The organism is Stenotrophomonas sp. ZAC14D1_NAIMI4_1, assembly GCF_003086775.1.
GTDB lineage: Bacteria > Pseudomonadota > Gammaproteobacteria > Xanthomonadales > Xanthomonadaceae > Stenotrophomonas.
Genome location: NZ_CP026001.1, coordinates 137,662 through 161,743 on the forward strand (window position 1 = coordinate 137,662; position 24,082 = coordinate 161,743).

At 68.9% G+C, this 24,082-nt stretch carries 20 protein-coding genes; 16 read left to right on the top strand and 4 right to left on the bottom strand.

The window, feature by feature from the left end; genetic code table 11:
* Nucleotides 1-15 precede the first annotated feature (15 nt).
* Entirely contained in the window at nucleotides 16-3,702 is a 3,687-nt protein-coding gene (locus tag C1927_RS00560) for an indolepyruvate ferredoxin oxidoreductase family protein (RefSeq protein ID WP_079224636.1), read from the bottom strand.
* A 168-nt stretch (nucleotides 3,703-3,870) separates the two neighbouring features.
* Between C1927_RS00560 and C1927_RS00565 the strand changes: the two genes are divergently transcribed.
* Nucleotides 3,871-4,506 carry a hypothetical protein gene (locus tag C1927_RS00565; protein ID WP_108745647.1) on the top strand — a complete coding sequence of 212 codons (636 nt, stop codon included), beginning with the start codon at nucleotides 3,871-3,873 and terminating at the stop codon, nucleotides 4,504-4,506.
* Nucleotides 4,507-4,591: 85 nt separating this feature from the next.
* On the top strand, nucleotides 4,592-5,497 hold the full coding sequence (locus C1927_RS00570) for an AEC family transporter (RefSeq protein ID WP_079225455.1): 906 nt from the start codon (nucleotides 4,592-4,594) through the stop codon (nucleotides 5,495-5,497).
* 517 nt (nucleotides 5,498-6,014) lie between these two features.
* Here the strand turns inward: C1927_RS00570 and C1927_RS00580 are convergent.
* Entirely contained in the window at nucleotides 6,015-7,499 is a 1,485-nt protein-coding gene (locus C1927_RS00580) for an AAA family ATPase (protein WP_079224640.1), read from the bottom strand.
* A 123-nt stretch (nucleotides 7,500-7,622) separates the two neighbouring features.
* Between C1927_RS00580 and C1927_RS00585 the strand changes: the two genes are divergently transcribed.
* The 12 genes from C1927_RS00585 (at nucleotide 7,623) to C1927_RS00640 (ending at nucleotide 19,532) form a co-directional block, all read left to right on the top strand.
* Nucleotides 7,623-8,252 carry a ParA family protein gene (locus C1927_RS00585; RefSeq protein WP_108745648.1) on the top strand — a complete coding sequence of 210 codons (630 nt, stop codon included), beginning with the start codon at nucleotides 7,623-7,625 and terminating at the stop codon, nucleotides 8,250-8,252.
* A 49-nt stretch (nucleotides 8,253-8,301) separates the two neighbouring features.
* Entirely contained in the window at nucleotides 8,302-8,778 is a 477-nt protein-coding gene (locus C1927_RS00590; RefSeq protein ID WP_079224644.1) for a histidine phosphatase family protein, read from the top strand.
* Nucleotides 8,779-8,782: 4 nt separating this feature from the next.
* Complete coding sequence (locus tag C1927_RS00595; protein ID WP_079224645.1) at nucleotides 8,783-9,412, top strand: YceI family protein; 630 nt, start codon at nucleotides 8,783-8,785, stop codon at nucleotides 9,410-9,412.
* On the top strand, nucleotides 9,409-11,496 hold the full coding sequence (locus tag C1927_RS00600; RefSeq protein ID WP_108745649.1) for a phospholipase D family protein: 2,088 nt from the start codon (nucleotides 9,409-9,411) through the stop codon (nucleotides 11,494-11,496). The genes C1927_RS00595 and C1927_RS00600 overlap by 4 nt, the downstream gene beginning before the upstream one ends.
* 10 nt (nucleotides 11,497-11,506) lie before the next feature.
* Nucleotides 11,507-11,941 carry a hotdog fold thioesterase gene (locus tag C1927_RS00605; RefSeq protein WP_108745650.1) on the top strand — a complete coding sequence of 145 codons (435 nt, stop codon included), beginning with the start codon at nucleotides 11,507-11,509 and terminating at the stop codon, nucleotides 11,939-11,941.
* A 5-nt stretch (nucleotides 11,942-11,946) separates the two neighbouring features.
* A complete protein-coding gene (locus C1927_RS00610) occupies nucleotides 11,947-12,966 on the top strand; it encodes a 3-oxoacyl-[acyl-carrier-protein] synthase III C-terminal domain-containing protein (protein WP_108745651.1) in 1,020 nt (339 codons plus the stop codon).
* Nucleotides 12,966-13,988, top strand: coding sequence for an NAD-dependent epimerase/dehydratase family protein (locus tag C1927_RS00615; protein ID WP_108745652.1), 1,023 nt, complete (start codon nucleotides 12,966-12,968; stop codon nucleotides 13,986-13,988). Before C1927_RS00610 ends, C1927_RS00615 begins: the two co-directional genes overlap by 1 nt.
* Nucleotides 13,975-14,808 carry an MBL fold metallo-hydrolase gene (locus tag C1927_RS00620; protein ID WP_108745653.1) on the top strand — a complete coding sequence of 278 codons (834 nt, stop codon included), beginning with the start codon at nucleotides 13,975-13,977 and terminating at the stop codon, nucleotides 14,806-14,808. Before C1927_RS00615 ends, C1927_RS00620 begins: the two co-directional genes overlap by 14 nt.
* Nucleotides 14,809-14,949: 141 nt before the next feature.
* On the top strand, nucleotides 14,950-15,741 hold the full coding sequence (locus tag C1927_RS00625) for a lysophospholipid acyltransferase family protein (RefSeq protein ID WP_079224657.1): 792 nt from the start codon (nucleotides 14,950-14,952) through the stop codon (nucleotides 15,739-15,741).
* Between the two features lie 7 nt (nucleotides 15,742-15,748).
* A complete protein-coding gene (locus C1927_RS00630) occupies nucleotides 15,749-16,783 on the top strand; it encodes an alpha/beta fold hydrolase (protein WP_108745654.1) in 1,035 nt (344 codons plus the stop codon).
* 56 nt (nucleotides 16,784-16,839) lie between these two features.
* Complete coding sequence (locus C1927_RS00635) at nucleotides 16,840-18,912, top strand: tetratricopeptide repeat protein (protein ID WP_108745655.1); 2,073 nt, start codon at nucleotides 16,840-16,842, stop codon at nucleotides 18,910-18,912.
* 11 nt (nucleotides 18,913-18,923) lie between these two features.
* On the top strand, nucleotides 18,924-19,532 hold the full coding sequence (locus C1927_RS00640) for a YbhB/YbcL family Raf kinase inhibitor-like protein (RefSeq protein ID WP_108745656.1): 609 nt from the start codon (nucleotides 18,924-18,926) through the stop codon (nucleotides 19,530-19,532).
* Between the two features lie 563 nt (nucleotides 19,533-20,095).
* On the opposite strand, the gene C1927_RS00645 is transcribed toward C1927_RS00640, so the two are convergent.
* Both C1927_RS00645 and C1927_RS00650 read right to left on the bottom strand, forming a co-directional pair.
* A complete protein-coding gene (locus tag C1927_RS00645; protein ID WP_108745657.1) occupies nucleotides 20,096-20,923 on the bottom strand; it encodes an META and DUF4377 domain-containing protein in 828 nt (275 codons plus the stop codon).
* A gap of 74 nt (nucleotides 20,924-20,997) precedes the next feature.
* Nucleotides 20,998-21,792, bottom strand: coding sequence for an undecaprenyl-diphosphate phosphatase (locus tag C1927_RS00650; RefSeq protein ID WP_108745658.1), 795 nt, complete (start codon nucleotides 21,790-21,792; stop codon nucleotides 20,998-21,000).
* 223 nt (nucleotides 21,793-22,015) lie between these two features.
* On the opposite strand from C1927_RS00650, the gene glnA reads away from it, so the two are divergent.
* Together glnA and C1927_RS00660 are read left to right on the top strand one after the other, a co-directional pair.
* Nucleotides 22,016-23,425 (top strand): type I glutamate--ammonia ligase, encoded by a 1,410-nt coding sequence (gene glnA / locus C1927_RS00655; protein ID WP_079224668.1) that lies wholly within the window; start codon nucleotides 22,016-22,018, stop codon nucleotides 23,423-23,425.
* Between the two features lie 318 nt (nucleotides 23,426-23,743).
* On the top strand, nucleotides 23,744-24,082 hold the full coding sequence (locus tag C1927_RS00660) for a P-II family nitrogen regulator (RefSeq protein WP_004134334.1): 339 nt from the start codon (nucleotides 23,744-23,746) through the stop codon (nucleotides 24,080-24,082).

The window sequence follows — 24,082 nt, forward strand, 5'->3', positions numbered from 1 at the left end:
TGGCCGGCATTACCTTCAAGCCACCTGCACGATGTGCAGCGCCTTCGGGTTGCGCCACTGCGCCAGCAGCGCAGCTTCGCGTGCCTTGGCCTGCGCGTAGTGCGCTTCCTTGACGTGGCCGAAGCCGCGGATATGCTCGGGCACGCTGGCGATTTCCACCGCCAGTGCCAGGCGGCCGTCTTCCAGGCCCTCCAGCAGCTGCTGCACAGTGGCTTCGTAGTCGGCGATCAGCTGGCGCTCCATGCGCCGTTCTTCTGTGCGGCCGAACACATCCAGGCGGCCGCCACGCAGGAACTTCAGCTTCGCCAGCAGGCCGAAGGCCTTGAACATCCACGGGCCGTATTCCTTCTTCAGCAACCGGCCCTGCTCATCCTTCTTCGCGAACAGCGGCGGCGCCAGGTGGAAGCGCAGCTGGTAATCGCCCTCGAACTGCTGCTGCAGGCGGCGCTGGAAGTCGCCGCTGGTGTACAGGCGGGCCACTTCGTACTCGTCCTTGTAGGCCATCAGCTTGAACAGGTAGCGGGCCACGGTCTCGGTCAGCGCCGTGGAACCGCCGATGCGCTCGGCCTCGGCGGCGCGCACGCGCTCGACCAGGCTGCGGTAGCGGTTGGCATAGGCGGCATCCTGGTACTCGACCAGGAACGCGCTGCGGCGCTCGATCATTTCATCCAGCGAACGCGACAGCCGCGCGTCGTCCAGCGGCAGGAACGCCACGTCGCCGCCGTGCGAGGGCAGGCCGCGCAGTTCGCGTTCGTCGGCGGTGTTGCGCGGTGCGGCGGTGGCGCCCCATTCGTTGCCTTCCCATTCGCCCGGCGGCAGCGGGTGCAGCGGGCCCGGGGTGGATTCGGTATCGGTGTGGCGGTTGCGCACCAGGCCGGCGGCCTGCTGCACGGCCTGCGGGTCGACCACAGCCAGGCGGCCCCAGGCGAACGCCTGCTGGTTCATCGCCACGGCCGCGCCGTTCAGTTCGATGGCCCGCATCAGCGAGTCGAACGACAGCGGCACCAGGCCCTGCTGCCACGCGTAGCCGAGGATGAACAGGTTGGCGGCGATGGCATCGCCCAGCAGTGCGGTGGCCAGCTGGGTGGCATCCAGCTGCAGCGGTTCCTGGCCGCCCAGCGCCACGCGCACGCCGGCCACGATGTCGGCGGCCGGGAACTGCATGTCGGGGCGGGTGGTGAAGGTGCCCGGCATCGCTTCATAGGTGTTGAGCACCACCTGCGAACGGCCGGCGCGCACCTTCGACAGCGCCCAGTAATCGTTCACCACCACCATGTCGCAGCCCAGCACCAGGTCGGCCTCACCGGCGGCGATGCGCACGGCGTGGATGTCGTCCGGGCGGCGCGCGATGCGGATATGCGTGGTCACCGCGCCGCCCTTCTGTGCCAGGCCGGTCTGGTCGAGCACGGTCGCGCCCTTGCCTTCCAGGTGGCCGGCCATGCCCAGCAGCGCGCCGATGGTCACCACGCCGGTACCGCCGACGCCGGTGATCAGGATGTTCCAGGGCTGTTCCAGCGTGCCGCGGATGGTCGGCGCCGGCAGGTTGTCCAGCAGCGTGGAGGCATCGCGCTTGCTGCCCTTGCGCGGCTGGCCACCGTGCACGGTGACGAAGCTCGGGCAGAAACCATTCACGCAGGAATAGTCCTTGTTGCAGTTGGACTGGTCGATCTCGCGCTTGCGCCCGAACTCGGTTTCCTTCGGCAGCACCGACACGCAGAAGCTCTTCTTGCCGCAGTCGCCGCAGCCTTCGCAGACCAGCGAATTGATCAGCACGCGCTTCTGCGGGTCTTCCAGCTTGCCGCGCTTGCGGCGGCGGCGCTTCTCGGTGGCGCAGGTCTGTTCGTAGATCAGGATCGAAACACCCTTCACTTCACGCAGGCGCTTCTGCACGGCATCCAGTTCGCTGCGGTCGTGGAACTCGACGTCGCTGGGGAAATGCTCGCGCTGGCCGGTCCACTTGCCGATGTTGTCCGACAGCACCACGATGGTGTGGATGCCCTCGGCGCGCATCTGCCTGGCGATGTCCGGCACGCTCAGCGGGCCGTCCACCGGCTGGCCGCCGGTCATCGCCACCGCATCGTTGTAGAGGATCTTGTAGGTGATGTTGACGCCGGCGGCGACCGCCTGGCGGATCGCCAGCGAGCCGCTGTGGAAGTAGGTGCCGTCGCCCAGGTTCTGGAACACGTGCGGGGTGTCGGTGAACGGCGCCTGCCCGGCCCAGGTCACGCCTTCGCCGCCCATATGGGTGAAGGTGTCGGTGCTGCGGTCCATCCAGGTCACCATGTAATGGCAACCGATGCCGGCCAGCGCACGCGAACCTTCCGGCACCTGGGTGGAGGTGTTGTGCGGGCAGCCCGAGCAGTAGTGCGGCACGCGCGGGAAACTGGCGCGCGGCAACGCAAGCTCGGCTTCCTTTTCCTGCATCCACTGCAGGCGCTGTTCGATCGATTCGTTGTTGAAGAACTTCTGGATGCGGCGGCCGATCACGCCGGCGATGGTGGCCGGGGTCAGTTCGCCGGTGGACGGCAGGATCCACTCGCCGCTCTCGTCGTACTTGCCGACGATGGAGGGGCGCTGGCCCCAGCTCACCGGCCAGTTGAAGAACTGTTCCTTCATCTGGCGCTCGATGAAGGCGCGCTTCTCCTCCACCACGATGATGTCTTCCAGGCCCTGGGCGAAGCGGGCGATGCCCTCCGGCTCCAGCGGCCAGGTCATGCCGACCTTGTACACGCGGATGCCGATGTCGGCGCAGGCCGCTTCGTCCAGGCCCAGGTATTCCAGCGCCTGCAGCACGTCCAAGTAGCTCTTGCCGGTGGTGACGATGCCCAGCCGCGCACGCGGCGCGTCCATCACCACCTTGTCGATGCCGTTGGCGCGGGCAAAGGCCTGCGCGGCCTTCACCGCATAGCGGTGCAGGCGCATTTCCTGGTCCAGCGGCGGGTCCGGCCAGCGGATGTTGAGGCCGCCGCTGGGCATGTCGAAGTCTTCGGGCAGCACGATGCGGCGGGCCAGCGGATCGACCTCGACCGAGGCCGACGATTCCACCGTCTCGGCGATGGTCTTGAAGCCAACCCAGCGGCCGGTGTAACGGCTCATCGCCCAGCCGAGCAGGCCCATGTCGAGGATGTCCTGCACGCCGGCCGGGTTCAGCACCGGCATCATCGCGCTGACGAATTCGTCCTCGCTGCCATGCGGCAGGGTCGAGCTGCGGCAGGCATGGTCATCGGCAGCCAGCGCCAGCACGCCGCCGTATCGCGACGTGCCGGCGGCATTGGCATGCTTGAACACGTCGCCACAGCGGTCCACGCCGGGGCCCTTGCCGTACCACATGCCGAACACGCCCTGCACGTTGGCGCCGGGGAACAGGTTGGTCTGCTGCGTGCCCCACACCATGGTGGCACCCAGGTCCTCGTTGAGGCCCGGGGTGAACTTCACCTTGGCCGCTTCCAGGTGCTGGCGCGCGCGCCACAGCTCCAGGTCGAAGCCACCCAGCGGGCTGCCGCGGTAGCCACTGACGAAGCCGGCGCTGTCGATGCCCTCGTGCGCATCGCGCAGGCGCTGCATCAGCGGCAACCGCACCAGCGCCTGCACGCCACTCAGGTAGATCCGCCCCTCGTTGCGGGTGTATTTGTGGTCGAGCGTGTAATCACGGTCGATCAGGTCGGCGGAGGAGGGCGAAGTGAGTTGCGCGGTACTGGTCATGGCTGGCCCGGTAGGATCGGCTGGCACCGGCCGCGTGCGGGCACGCGGCGGGAAAGGCGCGGATTGTAACAGTGGGGCCCGGAAGGCCCGGCACTCGCATCGGTGGCCGTGCTGGGGTTAGGATCGGGGTGAGAGGGGAGGTTGGTGTTTCAACCTGGGGGATTTTTGATGTCAGTTGCAGGAAAGTTCGTGGCCGGCGTGCTGCTGGTCTCGGGCGCGGCGTGCGCGTGGGCCGCACCGGCGTTGCCGGTACCGCAGGAGTTCTATTTCGACAATGATGCTGCCGCCGCGCCGATCATCGTGGTGGCCGGCAGCGGCGACGACCTGGTCGCGCAGCTGCTGAAGCAGCGCGAGCGTGGGCGCAAGACGCTGGAGGCCTCGGTGCAGCTGGCCTCGGTGGCCATCGCGCAGGGCCGTGCGGAACTGGGCGAGCAGCTCTACCGAGAGGCGCTGGCCGAAGCCTCCGTGCAGAGCAGCCTGGGCCGCAGCGTGCGCTGGAACTACGGCTGGGACCTGCTGCGCCAGGGCCAGGCACTGGCTGCGCTGGAACAGTGGCAATCGGTGGCCAACAACCTGCGCAGCAACGCGGCCTGGATCCCGCCGACCTACGCGCTGGCGTTGTGGCGGGCCGGCCAGCAGCAGGAGGCGGTGAAGTGGTATGCCGCCGCCGTGCGCACCGAGCCTGGCCAGTGGAGCGACAGCAGCCGCTATGCGCAGCTGCTGCCGGGCTGGCGCGATGATGAGCGGGCCAGCCTGGCTGAAGTGCAGCAGGCTTGGGTCGCGGCGCCGCCGGCCTGGCCGTGAGCCACGACCGCAGGCGCTTGCCGCCTGCGGTGCTGCATCGCACAATCGAAAAGGTCGCAGGCATCTGCCTGAGGGGGAGATGCCCATGGCCTTCGATGCCTTCGCCCTGATCCTGGCCATGCTCGGGCTGGGCATGCTGTTCGCCCGCCTGCGCGCCTTGCCGGACAACGCCGCCGAGACGCTGAACAAAGTGGTGCTGTACGTCTGCCTGCCCGCGGCGGTGCTGACCTACGTGCCGCGCCTGCAGCTGGATGCCAGCCTGCTGGGGCTGATGGCCACGCCGTGGCTGCTGATGCTGGCCACCTGGGCGCTGGTCAGCCTGGCGACCCGCGTGTTCGGCTTCGCCCGTGACGTGCACGCGGTGCTGCTGATCTGCGTGGCCCTGGCCAACTCCAGTTTCATCGGCTACCCGATGGTGCGTGCGCTGCTGGGCGATGCGGCGCTGCCCTATGCCGTGGTCTACGACCAGTTCGGCACCTTCCTGCTGTTGTCGACCTTTGGCCTGCTGGTGCTGGCGCGCTACAGCGGCGACCGCCCGCCGACCGCCCTGCAGGTGCTGGCCCGCATTGGCCGCTTCCCGCCGCTGTGGGCGTTGCTGTTCGCCCTGGTGCTGATGCCGGCGCAGCCACCGTCGTGGATCGGCACCGCCCTGAAGCAGCTGGCCGATGCGATGCTGCCGCTGGTGATGCTGGCGGTGGGGCTGTCGATCCAGCTGCGCCTGCGCCGCGAGGAGCTGCGGCCGCTGGCAGTGGGCCTGCTGTTGAAGCTGCTGGTGCTGCCGGCGCTGGCGTTGCCGCTGTCGTGGGCGCTGGGCATGCAGGGCCTGATGTTGAAGGCCAACGTCCTGGAATCGGCGATGCCGACGATGATCACCGCTGCCGCACTGGCGATCTCGCACCGGCTGGCGCCACGGCTGGCGGCGGCGCTGGTGGGGTATGGGATCGTGCTGTCGCTGGTGACGCTGCCGGCGTGGATGTGGGTACTGGGGTGATGGTTATTGGCAGGGCTTGCAGCCCTGCACCCGCTGCAGATCAACGTCAACGTCAACGTCAAAGGCTGGCTATCCGTGGGATGGCGGGGTGGGTCCGGTGGCAGGGGACGCCGTAAACCCGTCCATGGGGGCTTGGTCGCCGCATCCATGCGGCTCACACCCCTGCCACCGGACCCACCCCGCCTTCGACAGTTTCCCGCGGCTGTGGGTGGGTGCCGATCCAGGTTCTGCTCTGGTGGGTGCCGACCGTTGGTCGGCACGGAGCGAAGCGACCGGCTTCTGCTCCTGCTCTTCTTTTCTTCTCCGTGGCTGACCGCACACGGAAACTGTCAGGGGTCGGGCGGGTAGGTTGCGCGGGGGTGCGAGCGCCATGGATGGCGCTCACAAGCCTCCATGGACGGATTCACGGCGTCCCCCGCGCGGCCTACCCGCCCGGCCCACTCGCAGCGCCAGTCGACTAACAGTCGACTTTACCCAACCAACAGCTACGAGGGGCTCCGCCGTTGGCCGAAAACCCTCAGTCGTCCGCAGAAACCGTCCGCCCCGACGCCCACTCGCGCAATGCCGCCACCTGCTCGGCCATCAACACCGACAACGGCCGCGTCGCGCGGATCTCGGTCATCAGCAGCTCGGTATCCAACGGCCGCCCCTCGGCATGCGCCGAATACAGCCCCGCCACGATCGCCTGCTCGATCTCCGCGCCGGAAAACCCGTTCGCCGCCGCGGCCAGCGCCGGCAGGGCGAAATCATCCGCGTTGAGCTGGCGCCGGCCCAGGTGAAGCCGCAGCAGCTCCACCCGTACGTCCGGCGGCGGCAGGTCGACGAAGAAGATCTCGTCGAAACGACCCTTGCGCAGCAGCTCGGCCGGCAGCTCGTGCACCTGGTTGGCGGTGGCCACGATGAACACCGGCGCCTTGCGCTCGGCCATCCAGGTCAGCAGGTGGCCCAGCACGCGGCGCGACACGCCGCCATCGTCGCCACCACTGGCCAGGCCCTTCTCGATCTCGTCCATCCACAGCACGCACGGGGCCAGCTGCTCGGCCGAGGCCAGCGCCTGGCGCAGGTTGGCTTCGGTCTCGCCGTGGTACTTGTTGTACAGCGCGCCCACGTCCAGGCGCAGCAGCGGCACGCCGAAGCCGGCCGCGGTGGCCTTGGCCAGCATCGACTTGCCGCAGCCCTGCACGCCCAGCAGCAGCATGCCGCGCGGCGGGTCCAGCCCGGCCGGGGCCGAGCCGGCGATGAAGGCCACCCGGCGCTGGTTGATCCAGCGCTTGAGCCGGTTGGCGCCGGCCACGTCGCCGAAGCGCGCGCTGTCATGTTCGAAGAACAGGTGGCCACTGCGGTTGAGCAGCTCGAACTTCAGCCGCGCCAGCTGCGGCAGGTCGTCGTCGCGCAGCGCGCCATCGGCGTAGATCAGCTGGCGGGCGATGCGGCGGGCATCGACCAGGCTCAGGCCCTGCAGGTTCTTCAGGATCTTCTTGACCGCTTCGCTGTCCACTTCCACGCGCCGGCCGCCATGCTCGCGGGCATAGGCGTCGGCCTCCTCGCGCAGCATCTTCAGCAGGGCGTTGGCATCGGGCAGGCGCGGGTTGAACCGCACCGCCAGCGCTTCCAGTTCGGCCGGCAGCTCGACCTTGGCGCCGATCAGCACCAGTACGTGCGGCTGGCTGTGGCGGCGCTGGATCAGGTCGCGCAGCGCACGCTGGTGGCTGGCGTAGCCGAGGTAGGGGTGGAAATCGAGCAGCAGGTAGATGCCGCGCTGTTCGGCCTGGCGGATCATCTGCAGGGCAGCGCTGGCATCGGGCGGGCCGATCGCGTCGTCCTCGCGTTCCAGGTCGATGCGGCGCAGGCCCTCGGTGATCGACCAGCGGTGCAGGGCGCGCCAGACGTGCATGAGCGTCTGCCGGAACAGTTCGACGATGCGAGCTTCGTCCTGGGTCTCGATCACGATCAGGGGGGTATTGGCGCGGATCAACGCGCTCAGGTCCTGCAGTTCGCTCATGCCGGTTCGATCCTTCGGGGGCGCCACGATAGCAAAGCCGTGGCAGATTGATTCAGGCCGTCTCTACCTTCCGTCACCATCGGCGGTGTACGCTCGGGGCACGTACCCGGAAGCGAGGCTGGCATGAAGACGATCCTGGTGGCCGGTTCCAAGGGCGGGGTGGGCAAGACCACCGTCGCCACCCACCTGGCCGCTTACGCGGCATTGCAGGGCAAGGCCACGGTGATCGCCGATGCCGACCCGCAGGGCTCCAGCACCCGCTGGGCGCAGCGCCGGGCCGGGCTGGACAGCGCCGTCCTGCCCATCGACGTCTATCGAAAGAAGCAGTGGGCGCAGAAGCTGCCCGACGGCACCGATACCGTCATCATCGATGCACCCGCCGGCGCGCTGGCCGACGATATCCCCCATTTCCTCGATGCCGCCGACGCCGTGGTGGTACCGGTGCTGCCCTCGGCGCTGGACATCGAAGCCATCGTCGGCTTCCTCAACAGCCTGGCGCAGAACCCGCGCGTGCACAGCCGCAAGCTGCCGGTGGGCCTGGTCCTCAACCGCACCAAGCCGTGGACCCAGACCTCGCAGCAGGCGCTGCAGATGCTGGGCGAGTGGCCCTACCCGGTGGTTGCCCAGCTGCGCGACAGTCAGAGCTACGTGGTGATGACCGGCCTCGGCCGCAGCCTGTTCGATTACCGCTCGGCCCAGGTGCGGGAGCACCAGGCCGACTGGGAGCCGCTGCTGGCCTGGTTGAAGCTGTGACGCGTACGTCACCCGTTTTACTGCACCCTCACTTTCATGGAACCTCGCGATGCGTGAACTGATCCTGCTGCGCCATGCCCATGCCGAACCGGCCACCCCCGGCCAGGCCGACCTTGATCGGCCGTTGTCGCCGGTGGGTCTTGCCGAAGCCGAGGCTGCCGGCAAGTGGATGAAGGAAAACAACCTGCTGCCGGACTGCGTGCTCTGCTCGCCGTCGCGGCGCACCCGCGAGACCCTGGAAGCGGTGCTGGCGACCATCGGCTACGTGGAAAAGCGCCTCGAAGACCGCATCTACGAAGCCACCCCCGGCACCCTGGCCGCGCTCGTGGATGAGCGCCGTGACCTCGACCGGGTGCTGATCGTAGGCCACAACCCCGGCCTGGAACGGCTGGTGGCGCTGATGACCGAAGGCACCAGCAGCGATTACCGGGGCATGCCGCCGGCCGCCGTGGCCGTGCTCGGGTTCCCGCGCGAGGCGGCGATCGAGCCGGGCGTGGCCAGCCTGAATGCCTTCTGGTGGCCGTGAGTCGATGATCCTGGCACGGCCCGGCCGCTGCCTGCTGCCGGTGCTGCTGGCCTGCAGCCCGGCCTGGGCTGCCCCGCCACCGCCCACGCCGCTGCCGCCGGTGGAAGCACTGGCGTCGGCCACGTCGGCGCGCGTGCTGCACCTGGACCTGCAGCGTTCACGGATCGGCTTCGAGGTGCGCACCCGCTTCGGCCAGCGCATCGAAGGGCTGTTCCCGCATTTCGACGGGCGCGTCGAAGTGCTGTCCGATGGCCGCCACCAGGTGCACCTGAAGATGTTCACCCGTTCGGTGGAGATCCCGGGCAAGGAGCGCTACACCGGCTGGATGCGCGGGCCGGAGTTCTTCGATGCCGGGCGTTACCCGTCGGTGGAGTTCGACTCGCTGCCCTACTGGCCGGACACCATCGGTGACGGCGGCGACATCCAGGGCCGGCTCACCCTGCGCGGGGTCAGCCACCCGGAGACCCTGCGGGTGGAGAAAGCGGAATGTTCCCGACCCGGCTATGATTGCGACGTCGTCAGCCGCGGTACCGTGCAACGAGGCCGGTACGGCATGGACAGCTGGCAGCTTGCCTTGAGTGACCGAGTGACCTTCGTACTACGAGCCCGCCTGAGCGAGGCGCCGAAACCGTGAACCTCCTGCTGCGTGTACTGGCGCTGGCAACCGTGTTGCTGGGCAGCGGCTGCGCGTCGCTGTCGCACGCCGAGCGCGACCGTGCCCAGGCGATCGCGGTGCAGGCCCGTTCGGCCCAGGTCGACTGCCAGCGCGCCGACCGCTGCGCGCAGGATTCGCCGCTGCGGGCCCTGGCCGGCCGCGCATTCAGCGAATCGACCGAGGCGCAGCCGCTGCATTACGCCACCCTGCTCGATGAAGGCGAGGGCGCCCTGGTCGCCCGCCTGAACCTGCTGCGCAGTGCCACCCGCAGCATCGACCTGCAGACCTACATCTTCGACAAGGACGACAGCGCCCGGCTGGTCATCGACGAACTGCTGGCCGCGTCGCGCCGCGGGGTGAAGGTGCGGGTGCTGATCGACCAGCTCTCGGCGATTTCCGACCTGGAGATCCTGGGGGCGCTGTCCGGCGCCCACCAGAACTTCGAACTGCGGGTCTACAACCCCACCTTCGGCAAGGCCCGGCTGAACTACTTCGACTATGCCGGCAGCGTGCTGTGCTGCTTCCGCCGCTTCAACCAGCGCATGCACAACAAGCTGCTGGTCATCGACGACGCGATCGGCGTGGTCGGTGGCCGCAATTACCAGGACGATTACTACGACTGGGACCGCGAGTACAACTTCCGCGACCGCGACGTGCTGATCGCCGGCCCGGAAGCGCGCGCGATGGCCGCCAACTTCGATGCGTTCTGGCGTGCGCCGCGCAGCGTGCCTGCCGAGCGCCTCAACGATGTCGGCCGTACGCTGCTCAAGCAGGGCGTGCCGGCCATGCCACCGGCGCAGTTCCGCCGCCCCGAGCGGGTGGAGCGGGTCAGCGAGGAGGCCAACGACAGCGATTTCGTCACCCGTTCGTTCGTCGATACCGCGCTGCCGGTGCACTCGGTGCGCTACGTGGCCGACCTGCCACGCAAGCACCGCCGCGAGCGCACGGATGCACCGCTGGCCGGCCAGCACGTCACCGAACCGCAGTTGGATGCACTCATTTCCGGCGCGCAGAAGGAAGTGATCCTGCAGACGCCGTACCTGGTGCTGTCCAAGCCGGCGCAGAAGCTGTTCCGCGAGCTGCGCAAGCGGCCCGAGCCGCCGCGCGTGGTGGTGTCCAGCAACAGCCTGGCGGCCACCGACAACCCGATCGTGTATGCGCTGTCGTACAAGTACAAGCGGCGCAACATGCGCGAACTGGGCTTCAACATCTTCGAATACAAGCCGTTCCCGCTGGATGCGCCGGTGGACTACCGCAACCTGCTGCCCGATCCGCTGGGCAGCGGTGGCAGCGCCACGGCCGGCCAGGGCGTGCGCAACCCGCTGATCGGCGGCAGTGCGGCCGGCAGCAACGCCGGGGGCGGCGATGACGCGGCACAGGCCCCGCTGGCCGCCGCAGGCGATGACGTGGACGCGCAGGACACGCGCCCGGCCGTGGAGCACCCGCGGCTGGGCAGCGCCTACGAAAACAGCCGCGCGCGCCGCCGTGCCGCCGGCAGCGAAGTGGAAACGCGCCTGCTGCGTACCGAGACGCGACCGTCGTTCCTGGGCAGCAAGGCCGTCAACAAGCCGCTGCCGGTCACCCGCAAGGGCGCGCGCATGGGCCTGCACGCCAAGTCGCTGGTGGTCGATCGCCGCATCGGCGTGGTCGGCACGCACAACTTCGATCCGCGCAGCGAGAACTACAACACCGAAGGCGCGGTGATCATCGATGACCCGGTGTTCGCCGAACAGCTGGCGCAGAGCATCCTGCGCGATACCCACCCGCAGAACTCCTGGACGGTGGCGCCGCGCGCCAAGCCGCCGGTGTTGTCCGGGCTGAACTACAGCGTGGGCAAGGCCTCCGAGGCGCTGCCCATCCTCGATTTCTGGCCGTGGCGCTACGCCACCGATTACGAGTTCCAGCCCGGCGTGGACTGCCCGCAGCCGCTGCCGCGGCAGAGTCCGGATTTCCATCGCTGCTACGTGCCCGTCGGTGATTTCCCCGAAGTGAACGTCGGCCCGAAGTGGCTGCTGGTGCGCATGCTGACGGCATTCGGCGCCGGCCTCGTCCCCATTCTCTGAAGGTACCCGCATGACCCAGGTGTTCCGCGAAGCCGTCTCCATCGACCAGCTCAACACGCTCAGCCGTGGCACGGCCATCGATACCCTGGGCATCACCTTCACCGCCGCCGGCGATGACTGGCTGCAGGCCACCATGCCGGTCGACGAGCGCACCCGCCAGCCGTACGGCATCCTGCACGGCGGCGCCTCGGTGGTGCTGGCCGAGACCCTGGGCAGCAGCGCCGGCAATCTCTGCGTGGATACCGGTAAGCAGGTCTGCGTGGGCCTGGAGATCAACGCCAACCACGTGCGCGCCGTGCGCAGCGGCGCCGTTACCGGCACCGCGCGTGCAGTGCACGTGGGCCGCAGCACCCAGCTGTGGGAAATCCGCATTGAAGACGAACAGGGCCGGCTGGTGTGCATCTCGCGGCTGACCCTGGCGGTGGTGGCCGCAGGCCACGGCTGAGGCCGATGCCCGGCCCGGCTGCCCCTGCTGCATTGCCGCTGCGGATCATCGCCAGCGGCGCCTACCTGCCACGCCAGCGCGTGCCATCGGAGCAGTTCGACCGGCGCTGGAACAAGTCGGCCGGCTGGGTCGAGCGGCACAGTGGCGTGGCCAGCCGCCGCCATGCGGCAGCCGATGAGCGCGCCTCGTGGATGGGCGCGCAGGCGGCACGGCAGGCCCTGCAGCAGGCCGCGCTGGCTGCCACCGATATCGACTGCATCGTCTCCGCCTGCGGGGTGATGGAGCAGGCCATTCCCTGCCAGGCCGTGCTGGTGCAGCGCGCCCTCGGCCTGGGCGACAGCGGCATCCCGTCCTTCGACGTCAACGCCACCTGCCTGGGCTTCGTGGTGGCGCTGGAAATGGCCGGCAGTCTGCTGGCGCTGGGCCGCTACCGCCGCGTGCTGATCGTCTGCAGCGATGTTCCCAGTGCCGGCCTCGACCCGGACGATCTGCTGACCGCACCGCTGTTCGGCGATGGCGCGGTGGCGATGCTGGTTGAACGCGCCGCCGACGGCGCGGCCTCGGCGCTGCTGGCGACCCGCCTGCGCACCTATGGCGACGGCGCCGGACTGTGCCAGGTGCCGACCTGTGGCACCGGCATGCGCCTGTTCGATGATGTCGATGCCTACCGCGCGGCCCACCATTTCCAGATGCAGGGCAAGGCGCTGTACCGCGAAGCCGCGCGGCGCCTGCCCGGCTTCCTGCAGGACCTGCTGGACAGCGCCGGCACCGCGCTGGACGCGTGCGATGTGATCGTGCCGCACCAGGCCAGCGGCCAGGCCCTGGACCACCTGCAGCGCGTGCTGGGCCTGCCGCCGCAGCGGCTGGTGCGCATCCTGCGCGAGCACGGCAACCAGCTGGCAGCGTCGTTGCCGATGGCCCTGCACCAGGCGCTCATCGACGGTTGCCTGCCGCGCGGCGGCCAGGCCCTGCTGATCGGCACCGGCGCCGGCCTGGCGCTGGGCGGCGCGGTACTGCGCTACTGATGCGCACGGTCCTGGTCACCGGCGCCAGTGGCTTCATCGGCCAGCATGTCGCGCTCGCGCTGGCGGCGCAGGGTTGGCAGGTGCGTGGCAGCGGGCGCGATGCGCGCCGGCTGCAGGCGCTGGCCGCGCACGGTATCCAGACCGCCAGTGCCGACCTCGCCCACGATGCGCTGGCGCCGCTGCTGCAGGGCTGCGATGCGGTCGTGCACTGCGCCGCAATGTCGCAACCCTGGGGCACGGCGGCCGCTTTCCAGCGGGCGAACGTGCTGGCCACCACCCGCCTGCTGCAGGCCGCACAGGCGGCCGGCGTCGCCCGCCTGGTCCACCTGGGCTCGCCCAGCATCTACTTCCGCTTTGCCGACCAGTACGGCGTGGATGAACGCTTCCAGCCGCCACGCCGCTGGATCACCGACTACGCCCGCAGCAAATGGGAATCGGAAGTGGCCGTGGCCGCTGCCGCACGCCAGGGGCTGCACACCGTGGTGCTGCGCCCGCGCGCGGTGTTCGGGCCGGGCGACCGCGCGATCCTGCCGCGCCTGCTGGCGGTGGCCGCCAGCGGCCGTTTCCCGCTGATCCACGGCGGCCGCGCGCTGATCGACGTCACCCCCATCGACGATGCAGTGCAGGCGGTGGGCCTGGCGCTGCAGGCCGATGCGCGCTGCAGCGGGCGCGCCTACAACATCAGTGCCGGCACGCCGCTGCACGTGCATGCGCTGGTCAATGGCCTGTTCGAGGCGATGGACCTGCAGGTGCGCCTGCGCACGGTGCCGCGCACGCTGGCACTGGCAGCGGCGGGGATGGCCGAGACCGTGGCCCGCCTGCGGCCCGGGCGCCCCGAGCCGCGCCTGACCCGCTATGGCGTGGGCGTGCTGGGCTATTCGCAGACCTTGGACATCAGCGCGGCGCGGCGTGACCTCGGCTACGACCCGCGCACCGGCGTGCAGGCGGCCCTGCAGGCCTTCGCCACGCATTGGAAGCTGCACGCCTGCAACCAGCACGGGGGCACCGATGGCACGGCTTGAGTGGGAACTGATCGAGGCTGGCCACTGCATGCACCCGCAGCGCGCCGTCCGCCAGGGCGCCAGCTGGCACCGCTGCGAATTCCCCGCGCTGGTGGCCCTGCTGCACCACCCGCAGCGCGGGCCGATCCTGTTCGATACGGGCTACTCGGACGCGTTCCTGCAGGCGACCGCGCGCTTCCCGGAGCGCCTCTACCGCTGGGTCACGCCGGTGCACCTGGGCCCGGGCCAGAGCGTGCACGCGCAGCTGCAGCAGCGCGGCATCGCCGCGGCCGACATCGGCCTGGTGGTGCTCTCGCACCTGCATGGTGACCATGTCGGTGGCGTGCTCGATTTCCCCGGGGTGCCGCTGCTGTGTTCGCGCGCGGCATGGCAGGACCAGGCCGCGCGCGGGCGCCTGCGCGCGCTCAGCGTGGGCCTGCTGCCGGCGCTGACCCGCGATGCGGCGCCACGCATGGGCTGGTTGGAAAGCCTGCCGGAGGTGGACCTGCCGCGCCCCTTCGATGTTTTTGGCCGCGGACGCGACGTGCTGGGTGACCGCAGCCTGCTGGCGGTGCCGCTGCCCGGCCACGCGGTGGGCCAGCATGGCCTGCTGTTCGAAGGTGCCGATGGCCGCCCCGTGTTCCTGGTGGCCGACGCGGCCTGGTCCAGCGCTGCCATCACCGATGGCGTACCACCACCGCGCCTGGTGACCGCCCTGCTGGGCCACACCGCCACTTACCGGCAGACCCTGCAGCGGCTGCAGCACACCCAGCGCCAGGTCAGCGACCTGCAGCTGGTGCCGGCCCATTGCGGCCTGTGGCGGCCCCCGGCCAACAGGTAGAGCCGAGCCCACGCTCGGCTGCGCTTCGCGACCCGCCAGCCCCGCCAACAGGACACCGTGTTCCCGCCCATGGCCGCGGTCAATAGGACTTATGGCCAGAATCGGCTGGCAGCCGCTGCAGCCCTCCGGTATCGTGCGCGGATGACTTCCCCCACTCCGGCCCCCCGTGGCGGCGTGGCGCGTGTGTGCCGTTACCTGTACCGCGTACCGCTGCTGTTGGTCCACATCCTCGTGTTCCTGCCGTTGATCCTGATCGGCATGCTTCCGCCGTGGGGCGAACTGCGCGTGGGCGACGCCACCTTCGGTGCCAAGGTCGTCAACTGGTGGCAGGGCGGCCTGATGTGGATCTTCGGCTTCCGCCTGGCGCAGATCGGCACGCCGCTGCCGGGCGCGGTGCTGTTCGTCGCCAACCACGTCAGCTGGGTGGATATCTCCATCCTGCACAGCCAGCGCATGATGGGCTTCGTCGCCAAGCGCGAGATCGCCAGCTGGCCGGTGGTGGGCTGGCTGGCCGCGCGCGGGCAGACCATCTTCCACCAGCGTGGCAACACCGAATCGCTCGGTGGGGTGATGCAGGTGATGGCCGACCGCCTGCGCGACGGCAAGGCGGTGGGCGTGTTCCCGGAAGGGCGTACCCGTGGCGGCCACGAAGTGGGCCCGTTCCATGCGCGCATCTTCCAGGCCGCGGTTGAAACCGGCGTGCCGGTGCAGCCCGTGGCCCTGGTCTACGGCACCGGTGGCGATGCCCAGACCATCGTGGCCTTCGGGCCGGGCGAGAGTTTCTTCGCCAATTTCCTGCGCCTGCTCGGTGAGCCGGCGCGACGTGCGGAAGTGCACTTCCTGGCACCGATCGGTGCCCAGGACCTGGAAGGCCGTCGACGCATCGCGGAAACCTCGCGCGCGCGCATCGTGGCGGCGATGAGCGGGGAGTGAGCGTGCGGTGGCACTGATCCCGCCACCCCTGCTGGACGCCGGCACGCCGACGCTGCATGCGGCTGACTACCAGCCGCCGCGCTGGCTGCGCAATCCGCACCTGCAGTCCATGCTCAGCTCCAGCCGCATGCGCCTCCAGCGCGGCCTGCTGCTGCTGGCCGCCACCGGTGCGGTCAGTGAAGAACTGATCCTCGATGGCGGCGACGGCGTGCGCCTGCAGGGCTGGCACAGCCACATCGAAGGCCGCGAGCCGAAGGGCATGGCCCTGCTGCTGCATGGCTGGGAAGGCAGCGCCGAATCCAGCTACATGCGCATGGCGGCCGCGCGCATGATCGACCAGGGCTTCGACGTGGTGCGGCTGAACTTCCGCGACCACGGCAACACCCACCACCTCAACCCCGGCATCTTCCACTCCAACCGCATCGATGAAGTGGTGCAGGCGGCCGGTGACGTCGCCCGGCGCTGGCCGGACCTGCCGCTGGTGGCGGCGGGCTATTCGCTAGGCGGCAACTTCGTGCTGCGCCTGGCCCTGCGCGCGCCGGCAGCCGGCGTGCCGCTGCAGCGGGTGGCCTCGGTGTGCCCGGTGCTGGACCCGGCGCTGACCATGGACAGCATCGAGAGCGGCCCGGCGATGTACGACTGGTACTTCCGCCGCAAGTGGGCTGGCTCGCTGCGCCGCAAGCGCGACCTGTTCCCCGAACTGAGCGACTGCGACGACCGCGTGCTGAAGCTGGACATCCGCGCGCTGACCGCGTGGCTGGTGGAACGGCATACCGATTTCGGCTCGCTGCAGGCGTACTTCGATGGCTACTCGATCGCGGGCGATCGCCTGTCCACCCTGCAGGTGCCGGCCGACATCCTGATGGCCCAGGATGATCCGGTCATTCCCTATTCCACCTTCAGCAACTGGCAGCTGCCGCAGCAGGCGCGGCTGGAAACCGCCTGCTGGGGCGGCCACTGCGGGTTCCTGGAAAACTGGCGCGGCGACGGCTTCTCCGAACGCTGGGTGGCCCAGCGCCTGCAACGGGTGCTGGCGGGCTGAACCGGCGTCGGCGCGCAGCCCGCTACAATGCGGGTTTGCCATTGAAGCGGACTGCCATGCAAGACCAGATCCTCCAGGCCCTGCGCCAGAACGATGCCGCACAGGCCGTGCAGCTGGCACAGGCGTGGGTGCACGACGAACCCGGCCAGGCCCAGGCCCACCGCTGGCTGGCGCTTGCGCTGCAGCAGCAGGACCAGCCCGAAGCCGCAATGGACGCCCTGCAGCAGGCACTGCAGCTGGCCCCGGACGATGCACAGCTGCACCTGCAGCAGGCCGGCCTGCTGCTGGCCCAGCATCGCTACGAAGGCGCCGACGAAGCACTGCTGCGCACCACCGAACTCAACCCGAACGCCTTCGAGGCCTACCTGATGCAGGCGCATCTGGCGATCGGCCGCAACGACATCGATACCGCCGCGCGGCAGGCCACGATGGCCGCCAGGCTGGAGCCGGAACATCCGGAAGTGCTGGCGCTGCAGGGCATGGTGGCCCTGTACCGCGACGACGCCGACCGTGCCGTGCAGCTGCTGTCCGAAGCCGCCCGGCAGATGCCCAACGACCCGCGCGTGCTGTATGCACTGGGCTCGGCCTACCAGGCCAAGGACATGCTGGCCTTCGCCGAGCAGGCCTTCCGCCGCGTGATCGAGATCAACCCGAAGATGACCAGCCTGCATGGCCAGGTGGTGCAGCTGGCGTTGCGCCAGGGCAATGTCGAGGCCGCCCACCAGCAGCTGCAGCAGGCGCTGCAGGTGCCGGGCCTGGATACGCCGGCGCTGCAGCGGTTGGGCGCGGAGATCGCGCTGCAGGCCGACCAGCCGATGCAGGCACTGGAGCAGCTGCGGCCGATGCTGAAGGCCAACCCGGACGACCGTCGCACGGTCGAGCTGCTGCTGGCCTGCTGGCAGCGCCTGGGCCGCGAAGAAGAAGCCCGCACCGAACTGGACGCCGTACTGGCCGAGCACACCCAGCTGCCGCACCTGTGGCTGGCGCGGCTGGCACCGGAGGGCTTCGGCAGCCCGGGCGCGGTGGCCGTGGCTGACCGCTGGATCGAGGCCATGCCCGAGTTCGTGCCCGCCCTGGAAGCGCGCCTGCGCCTGCATGAAGCGGCCGGCGAAGGCGACGCCGTGGAGGCGATCGCCCGTCGCATCATCGCCGTGGAGCCGGGCCGCATCAGTGGTGAAACCCGCCTGGTCGCCGCGCTGCTGGCGCGTGATCCGGCGGCAGCCGTCGCCCACGTGCAGGGCCTGATCGACACTGCGCCTGAAGGCCGCCGCATCGAGCTGCGCACCTGGCTGGGCGAACTCCTGGACCAGGCCGGCCAGCCGCGTGACGCGCTGCGCACCTGGCTGGAACTGCAGGCCGAACAGAGCGCGCAGCGCCTGCCGCTGCCGCCGCAGGCCAAGGCACCGCCGAGCTGGCCCGACCTTGGCGAGGTCGACGCAGAAAGCGCTGCGTCCGCGCCGATCTTCCTGTGGGGCGCACCGGGCTCGGGCGTGGAACGCGTGGCGGTCACCCTCACCGGGGCCAGCCCGGTGATGCGCAGCGACCGCTTCGGCCATACCCCGCCGGACGATGCCTTTCAGAACTACTTCACCCTGCAGAAGCTGGCCTCGGGCGACCTCAGCCCGGACGGCCTGGTGAGCGGCTGGCGTGACACGCTGCGCAAGCGCGGCCTGCAGAACGACACCGTCATCGACTGGCTGCTGTGGTGGGACAACGCCCTGCTGTGGTCGCTGCGCCCGCACCTGCCGCAGGGCCGCCTGCTGGTGGTGCTGCGCGACCCGCGCGACATGCTGCTGGACTGGATCGCCTACGGCGCGCCGGCCCCGTTCGCGGTCAACAACGTGGCCGAAGTGGCGGAGTGGCTGGCCCGTTCGATGGCCCAGGTGGCCACCCTGCACGAACAGGACCTGTACCCGCACCTGCTGATGCGCATGGACGACGTGGGCGATGACCCGCGCGTGGTTGCGGGCATGCTGCAGGAGCTGTTCAACACCTCGATCCCGCCGGCCGAGCGCATCGGTCCGCCGCGTTTCCCGGCCGGTCACTGGCGCCACTACAGCGACGTCATGAGTGCCGCGTTCGATCTGCTGACCCCGGTCGCGGTGCGACTGGGCTATCCCGAAGCGTAAGGAGCCATTGCATGCAGTTGAACAGCAACAGCATCACCCCCGGAGCCCCGATCGACCGCGAGTTCGCAGCCGGTGATGCCGACGGCTTCGCGCCGGACCGCAACCCGCACCTGGCGTGGAGTGGCGTGCCCGAGGGCACGCGCTCGTTCCTGCTGGTGTGCGTCGACCCGGACGTGCCGACCGTGCCGGACACGGTCGGCCGCACCGACATGACCGTGCCGCGCGACCAGCCGCGCTGCGATTTCGTGCACTGGGTGATGGCCGATATCCCGGCCTCGGTGCAGGAGATCGCCGCGGGCAGCTGCAGCGATGGCTTCGTTGCCAAGGGCAAGCCGGCACCGGCCGGCCCGGCGGGCAGCCGCCAGGGCGTGAACGACTTCACCGGCTGGTTTGCCGGCAACCCGGACATGGCCGGCGATTACCTGGGCTACGACGGCCCGTACCCGCCGTTCAACGATGAGCGCGTGCACCGCTACTTCTTCCGCGTGTTCGCGCTGGACGTGGCGACGCTCGACCTGGCGCAGCGCTTCACCGCAGCCGATGCCTACCGCGCCATGCACGGCCACGTGCTGGCCGAAGCCACGCTGCACGGCACCTACACGCTGAACCCCGCGCTGTAACCCAGGCAACGCCGGCCGCTGGCCGGCGTTGCCTTTCCGGGCGCTACGCAACCGCGTCGGGTGGTAGAGCCGGCCACCCGTCGGCATCCATCCACGCATGGCGTGGATCTACCGCTCTGGTAGGTGCCGACCGTTGGTCGGCACGATCCCTCGGTGGTGGGTAGAGCCGGCCGCTGGCCGGCTGCGCCTTTCTGCATTCTGTAGAGCCGAGCCATGCTCGGCTGCGTTCCGCACTTCAAAAGCCAGCCGACTAACAGTCGGCTCTACCACTCGGTGCCCGGCCACCCGTCGGCATCCATCCACGCATGGCGTGGATCTACCGCTCTGGTAGGTGCCGACCGTTGGTCGGCACGATCCCTCGGTGGTGGGTAGAGCCGGCCGCTGGCCGGCTGCGCCTTTCTGCTTTCTGTAGAGCCGAGCCATGCTCGGCTGCTCTTGCCTTCCACAACACAGTCGAGCATGGCTCGACTCTACAAAAGCACCGTTACGAAGAAGGGCGGCCCTGCGGCCGCCCTCCAGAAGCAAGCCGACTGGCAGTCGGCTCTACCAGGCGTTGGTCGGCCTCAGCGCTCGGTGGCCGACTCGACCACCATGTCCAGCACGTAGGCCTGCGAGGGAGCGTCGGCCGGCGGGTTCTTCACCGCGAAGCGCTTCACGCGCACCACGTTGCGCACGCCGTCTTCGTGGGTATAGCCCTCGATGGTGCCGTAGAAGTTCTCGAACTTGCCGGGCTCACCCTGCTTCAGGCCCTTGTCGTCGAACTTCACTTCACGCACCTGCAGGCACTGGTAATCCGGAATCAGCGGGTGCGAGCACTTCTCGGTCTTCGCGGCCACTTCCAGGAACACGGTTTCGCCCGGGCCGCCGAAGCGGGTTTCGGCGGTGGGTTCCGGCGCGAACACCAGCACGTCGCCCTTGGCGGTGGTCAGGGTCAGCGTGCCGTCGGCGTCCTGCGCGGTCTTCAACTCGCCCTGCAGGCGGCTGGAGACCGCTTCGTCCAGTGCCATCAGCGCCTTGTCGGTGCAGGCCATCATGGTCGATGCCATCGCGCCCACCTTCAGCGTGCCGTTCTCCAGCGTGTAGCCACCGCCCAGGCGGTTGCAGGTGTTGCTCACCGACAGGCGGCCGTCGGCGAAGTCCAGGGTGACCGGCTTGTCATCGCGGGCAAACAGCGCATCGATGCGCTTGCCGTCGGCCGCGGTGGCCTGCTTCAGCAACCAGTGCTGGCTCTGCAGGCGCTGCTGATCCAGGTGCGCCAGCGTCTGCTGGTCCGCCGCCTTGGTCGCGGCCGGGGCCACGTCGTCGCCGCCGGGGCCGGCGGGGGCCGGGGTCTGGCTGCACGCGGCCAGCAGGGCCAGCGGGAGGAGGAGCAGGGTGAGCTTGCGGTTCATGGTGATGAGTCTCCTTGAGGAACCAGGGAAAACGGACCGGCGCCGGCGATGGGGTTGCCCGGCGCCGGCGCTGTTCAGCTACCGGCAGGCAACCAGAGCAGCAGTGCAGCGCCCAGGGCGATGCGGTAGATGGCGAACGCGGTGAATTTGTGCGACTTGATGTAGCCCATCAGCCACTTCACTACGACGAAGCCGGTGATGGCGGCGGCAACGAAGGCCACCCCGACGTCGGTCCAGTTCTCGCTGGCCAGGTTTCCTTCCTTGGCCAGTTCCAGGAAGGTGTAGGCACTGGCGGCGAACATGGTGGGAATACCCAGCAGGAACACGAACTCGGCGGCCGCCGCGCGGCGGCTCAGGCCCAGCAGCATGGCCAGGAAGATCGCCGAGGCCGAACGCGAGGTACCCGGGAACACGCCGGCCACCACCTGCGCCAGGCCCACGCCGATCGCCACGGTCCAGGTCACCTGGTCACGGTCGGGCAGGCGGGCGGTATAGGCCTCCACCAGCAGCATCCAGACGCCGCCGATGATCAGCGCCCAGGCCACCGGGCCCACGGTCTCCGGCAGCGACCAGCCGGCCTTGCGCACCACCAGGCCGACCACGGCGGTCACCAGGAAGGCAGCGCCCAGCTTGAACACGTATTCGCGGTTCTCGCGCTGGCCGAAGCCGGTGGCCAGCTGCAGCAGGCGCTGGCGGAACACCAGCACCACGGCCAGGATCGCGCCGGCCTGGATGATGATGTTGAAGAAGTCCGAACGCGCGCCCAGCCAGTGCTGGGCGATCAGCAGGTGGCCGGTGCTGGAGATCGGCAGGAATTCGGTGAGGCCTTCGAGGATGCCCAGCAACAGGGCGGAGAGCAGATCGGACATGGGTGGAATGGGCGCCGTCAGCGGAAGGAAGAAGGTCGAGAGGATAGACGATCCCCGCCGCACCAAACGGGTGCGCGGGGGCATGCATGCACTTCTTTGGTGCGCGCCGGCCCGCACCACGCCGGGGCGTGCTGTTTGAAATCAACAACTTGCAGATTCGAAAAAGTTGGCACGGTCATTGCTCCACCTCAGTAGGCATTCATCCCCATCCGAGGTCGTACCGATGTCCGTGGAAACCGTTGAGAAGCTGATCAAGGACAACCAGATCGAGTTCGTCGATCTGCGTTTCGTGGATATGCGTGGCGTCGAACAGCACGTCACCTTCCCGGTCAGCATCATCGAACCGTCGCTGTTCGAAGAAGGCAAGATGTTCGACGGCAGCTCCATCGCCGGCTGGAAGGGCATCAACGAATCGGACATGGTCCTGCTGCCGGACCCGGCCAGCGCCTATGTCGATCCGTTCTACGCCGATCCGACCATCGTGATCAGCTGCGACATCCTCGACCCGGCCACCATGCAGCCGTACGGCCGCTGCCCGCGCGGCATCGCCAAGCGCGCCGAGGCCTACCTGAAGTCCTCCGGCATCGCCGAAACCGCGTTCTTCGGCCCGGAGCCGGAATTCTTCATCTTCGATTCGGTCCGTTTCGCCAATGAAATGGGCAACACCTTCTTCAAGGTCGATTCGGAAGAAGCGGCCTGGAACAGCGGCGCCAAGTACGACGGCGCCAACAGCGGCTACCGTCCGGGCGTGAAGGGCGGTTACTTCCCCGTTCCGCCGACCGACACCCTGCACGACCTGCGCGCTGAAATGTGCAAGACGCTGGAACAGGTCGGCATCGAAGTGGAAGTGCAGCACCACGAAGTGGCCACTGCCGGCCAGTGCGAGATCGGCACCAAGTTCAGCACCCTGGTGCAGAAGGCCGACGAACTGCTGCGCATGAAGTACGTCATCAAGAACGTGGCGCACCGCAACGGCAAGACCGTCACCTTCATGCCCAAGCCGATCGTCGGCGACAACGGCAGCGGCATGCACGTGCACCAGTCGCTGTCCAAGGGCGGCACCAACCTGTTCTCCGGTGACGGCTACGGCGGCCTGAGCCAGATGGCGCTGTGGTACATCGGCGGCATCTTCAAGCACGCCAAGGCCATCAACGCCTTCGCCAACTCGGGCACCAACAGCTACAAGCGCCTGGTGCCGGGCTTCGAAGCCCCGGTGATGCTGGCCTACTCGGCCCGCAACCGTTCGGCCTCGTGCCGCATTCCGTGGGTGTCCAACCCGAAGGCGCGCCGCATCGAAATGCGCTTCCCCGATCCGATCCAGTCGGGCTACCTGACCTTCACCGCGCTGATGATGGCCGGCCTGGACGGCATCAAGAACCAGATCGACCCGGGCGCACCGAGCGACAAGGACCTGTACGACCTGCCGCCGGAAGAAGAGAAGCTGATCCCGCAGGTCTGCTCCTCGCTGGACCAGGCCCTGGAAGCGCTGGACAAGGACCGCGAGTTCCTCAAGGCCGGCGGCGTGATGAGCGATGACTTCATCGACGGCTATATCGCGCTGAAGATGCAGGAAGTGACCAAGTTCCGCGCGGCCACCCACCCGCTGGAATACCAGCTGTACTACGCCAACTGATCGGGCGGCGATGGCGGTGGGACCTCCCTCCCACCCGCCGCCATCGCCTCCGTTCGTCGCGGCTGGGGAGCCGCATGGCGGGCCCAGGCCCGTCGTGGTAGAGCGGACCGTTGGTCCGCTGCAACAGGGGCAAGAGAGACCGGATACGCGACATGGGCCGCCCTCCCTCCCGCGTCGGTCGTGCAAGGAGAGAGGCACGGCCGTCCCGGCCCATTGCGTGTCCGGTGCAACAGCCATGGCCATCACCACGATGGCCCGTGGTTGCCTGATGCCATCGCGCCGCTGCGCGGTGGCCCCATCCACCATCGGGACATGCGCATGAAACTGATCTCCGCCATCATCCGGCCGTTCAAGCTCGACGAGGTCCGCGAGGCCCTCTCCGACGCTGGCGTGTCGGGCATCACCGTGACCGAAGTGAAAGGTTTCGGTCGCCAGAAGGGCCACACCGAGCTGTATCGCGGCGCCGAGTACGTCGTCGATTTCCTGCCCAAGATCAAGATCGAAACCGTGGTCACCGACGAGCGTGCCGACGCGGTGATCGAAGCGATCCAGTCGTCTGCAGGCACCGGCAAGATCGGCGACGGCAAGATCTTCGTCACTGCCGTCGAGCAGGTCATCCGCATCCGCACCGGCGAAATCGGTGCCGACGCGCTGTAA

Coding starts and splice junctions, on each gene's coding strand:
- C1927_RS00560 (WP_079224636.1), bottom strand. CDS start 3,702: ATGACCAGTACCGCGCAACTCACTTCGCCCTCCTCCGCCGACCTGATC.
- C1927_RS00565 (WP_108745647.1), top strand. CDS start 3,871: ATGTCAGTTGCAGGAAAGTTCGTGGCCGGCGTGCTGCTGGTCTCGGGC.
- C1927_RS00570 (WP_079225455.1), top strand. CDS start 4,592: ATGGCCTTCGATGCCTTCGCCCTGATCCTGGCCATGCTCGGGCTGGGC.
- C1927_RS00580 (WP_079224640.1), bottom strand. CDS start 7,499: ATGAGCGAACTGCAGGACCTGAGCGCGTTGATCCGCGCCAATACCCCC.
- C1927_RS00585 (WP_108745648.1), top strand. CDS start 7,623: ATGAAGACGATCCTGGTGGCCGGTTCCAAGGGCGGGGTGGGCAAGACC.
- C1927_RS00590 (WP_079224644.1), top strand. CDS start 8,302: ATGCGTGAACTGATCCTGCTGCGCCATGCCCATGCCGAACCGGCCACC.
- C1927_RS00595 (WP_079224645.1), top strand. CDS start 8,783: ATGATCCTGGCACGGCCCGGCCGCTGCCTGCTGCCGGTGCTGCTGGCC.
- C1927_RS00605 (WP_108745650.1), top strand. CDS start 11,507: ATGACCCAGGTGTTCCGCGAAGCCGTCTCCATCGACCAGCTCAACACG.
- C1927_RS00610 (WP_108745651.1), top strand. CDS start 11,947: ATGCCCGGCCCGGCTGCCCCTGCTGCATTGCCGCTGCGGATCATCGCC.
- C1927_RS00615 (WP_108745652.1), top strand. CDS start 12,966: ATGCGCACGGTCCTGGTCACCGGCGCCAGTGGCTTCATCGGCCAGCAT.
- C1927_RS00620 (WP_108745653.1), top strand. CDS start 13,975: ATGGCACGGCTTGAGTGGGAACTGATCGAGGCTGGCCACTGCATGCAC.
- C1927_RS00625 (WP_079224657.1), top strand. CDS start 14,950: ATGACTTCCCCCACTCCGGCCCCCCGTGGCGGCGTGGCGCGTGTGTGC.
- C1927_RS00635 (WP_108745655.1), top strand. CDS start 16,840: ATGCAAGACCAGATCCTCCAGGCCCTGCGCCAGAACGATGCCGCACAG.
- C1927_RS00640 (WP_108745656.1), top strand. CDS start 18,924: ATGCAGTTGAACAGCAACAGCATCACCCCCGGAGCCCCGATCGACCGC.
- C1927_RS00645 (WP_108745657.1), bottom strand. CDS start 20,923: ATGAACCGCAAGCTCACCCTGCTCCTCCTCCCGCTGGCCCTGCTGGCC.
- C1927_RS00650 (WP_108745658.1), bottom strand. CDS start 21,792: ATGTCCGATCTGCTCTCCGCCCTGTTGCTGGGCATCCTCGAAGGCCTC.
- glnA (WP_079224668.1), top strand. CDS start 22,016: ATGTCCGTGGAAACCGTTGAGAAGCTGATCAAGGACAACCAGATCGAG.
- C1927_RS00660 (WP_004134334.1), top strand. CDS start 23,744: ATGAAACTGATCTCCGCCATCATCCGGCCGTTCAAGCTCGACGAGGTC.